General features: G+C 67.4%; 1 protein-coding gene. It reads left to right on the top strand.

Annotated elements, in window-relative coordinates:
* Nucleotides 1-2,552, top strand: a 2,552-nt coding sequence (gene metH / locus QIS96_RS37575) for a methionine synthase (RefSeq protein ID WP_282547382.1), incomplete at both ends; no start/stop codon positions are given.

Below are 2,552 nucleotides of genomic sequence, written 5' to 3'. Positions count from 1 at the left end.
GACGGGGCGATGGGCACGATGCTCCAGGCGCAGGACCCCACGATGGAGGACTTCCAGCAGCTGGAGGGCTGCAACGAAGTCCTGAACATCACCCGCCCCGACATCGTCCGCTCCGTGCACGCCGAGTACTTCGCCGTGGGCGTCGACTGCGTCGAGACCAACACTTTCGGGGCCAACTTCGCGGCCCTCGCCGAGTACGACATCCCCGAGCGGGTCTTCGAGCTGTCCGAGTCCGGCGCCCGCATCGCCCGCGAGGTCGCCGACGAGTTCACCGAGTCCACCGGGCAGCAGCGCTGGGTCCTCGGCTCCATGGGCCCCGGCACCAAGCTCCCCACCCTCGGCCACGCCCCGTACGTCACCCTGCGCGACGCCTACCAGCAGAACGCGGAAGGCATGATCGCCGGTGGCGCGGATGCGCTGCTGGTGGAGACGACGCAGGATCTGCTGCAGACGAAGGCTGCGATCCTCGGCGCGCGCCGCGCCCTCGATGCCACCGGCGTCAACGTGCCGATCATCTGCTCGGTCACTGTCGAGACGACCGGCACGATGCTGCTCGGCTCGGAGATCGGTGCCGCCCTGACGGCTCTGGAGCCGCTCGGTATCGACATGATCGGCCTCAACTGCGCCACCGGGCCGGCCGAGATGAGCGAGCACCTGCGCTACCTCGCCCGGCACTCCACCGTCCCGATCTCCTGCATGCCCAACGCCGGCCTGCCCGTCCTCGGCAAGGACGGCGCGCACTACCCGCTGTCCGCCGAGGAGCTGGCCGACGCCCAGGAGACCTTCGTCGGCGAGTACGGTCTGTCCCTCGTCGGCGGCTGCTGCGGCACCACCCCCGAGCACCTGCGCCAGGTCGTCGAGCGCGTCCGCGACCTCACCCCGACCGTCCGCGAGCCCCGCCCCGAGCCCGGCGCCGCCTCCCTCTACCAGACGGTGCCGTTCCGTCAGGACACGTCGTACATGGCGATCGGTGAGCGCACCAACGCGAACGGTTCGAAGAAGTTCCGTGAGGCGATGCTGGAGGGTCGCTGGGACGACTGTGTGGAGATGGCCCGGGACCAGATCCGCGAGGGCGCGCACATGCTGGATCTGTGCGTGGACTATGTCGGCCGTGACGGTGTGGCGGACATGGAGGAGCTGGCGGGGCGTTTCGCGACCGCGTCCACGCTGCCGATCGTTCTGGACTCGACCGAAGTCGATGTGATCCAGGCGGGGTTGGAGAAGCTCGGCGGCCGCGCCGTCATCAACTCCGTGAACTACGAGGACGGCGACGGGCCGGAGTCCCGTTTCGCGAAGGTCACCAAGCTGGCCCAGGAGCATGGCGCCGCGCTGATCGCGTTGACGATCGACGAGGAGGGGCAGGCCCGTACGGTCGAGAACAAGGTCGCGATCGCCGAGCGGATCATCGAGGACCTGACGGGCAATTGGGGTATCCGTGAGTCGGACATCCTGATCGACACGTTGACGTTCACGATCTGCACGGGTCAGGAGGAGTCCCGCAAGGACGGTCTCAACACCATTGAGGCGATCCGGGAGTTGAAGCGGCGTCACCCGGATGTGCAGACCACGCTCGGCCTGTCGAACATCTCCTTCGGCCTGAACCCGGCCGCGCGTATCCTGCTCAACTCGGTGTTCCTGGACGAGTGTGTGAAGGCGGGTCTGGACTCGGCGATCGTGCACGCCTCGAAGATCCTGCCGATCGCCCGCTTCGACGAGGAGCAGGTGCAGACCGCCCTCGACCTGATCTACGACCGGCGTGAGGGCGACTACGACCCGCTGCAGAAGCTGATGGCTCTCTTCGAGGGGGCGACGGCGAAGTCGTTGAAGGCGGGCAAGGCCGAGGAACTGGCGGCGCTGCCGCTGGACGAGCGTCTGCAGCGCCGCATCATCGACGGTGAGAAGAACGGCCTGGAGGCCGATCTCGACGAGGCGCTGGCGGACACCCCGGCCCTGGACATCGTGAACAACACGCTCCTTGAGGGCATGAAGGTCGTCGGTGAGCTGTTCGGCTCGGGTCAGATGCAGCTGCCGTTCGTGCTGCAGTCCGCCGAGGTCATGAAGACCGCGGTGGCCTATCTGGAGCCGCACATGGAGAAGTCCGACGCGGAGGGCAAGGGCACCATCGTCCTGGCCACGGTGCGTGGCGACGTCCACGACATCGGCAAGAACCTCGTCGACATCATCCTGTCCAACAACGGCTACAACGTCGTCAACCTGGGCATCAAACAGCCCGTCTCCGCGATTCTGGAGGCGGCCGAGGAGCACAAGGCCGACGTCATCGGCATGTCCGGCCTCCTCGTCAAGTCGACCGTGATCATGAAGGAGAACCTGGAGGAGCTCAACCAGCGCAAGATGGCCGCCGACTTCCCGGTCATCCTGGGCGGCGCCGCCCTCACCCGCGCCTACGTCGAGCAGGACCTCCACGAGATCTACGAGGGCGAAGTCCGCTACGCCCGCGACGCGTTCGAGGGCCTGCGCCTGATGGACGCCCTCATCGCAGTCAAGCGCGGCGTGCCCGGCGCGACCCTGCCCGAACTCAAGCAGCGCCGGGT

The sequence above is a fragment of the Streptomyces cavernicola genome (assembly GCF_029968035.1).
Taxonomy (GTDB): Bacteria; Actinomycetota; Actinomycetes; order Streptomycetales; family Streptomycetaceae; genus Streptomyces; species Streptomyces cavernicola.
Note: the sequence above shows the minus strand (reverse complement) of the source record. Positions and strands in the feature narration are given on the sequence as shown.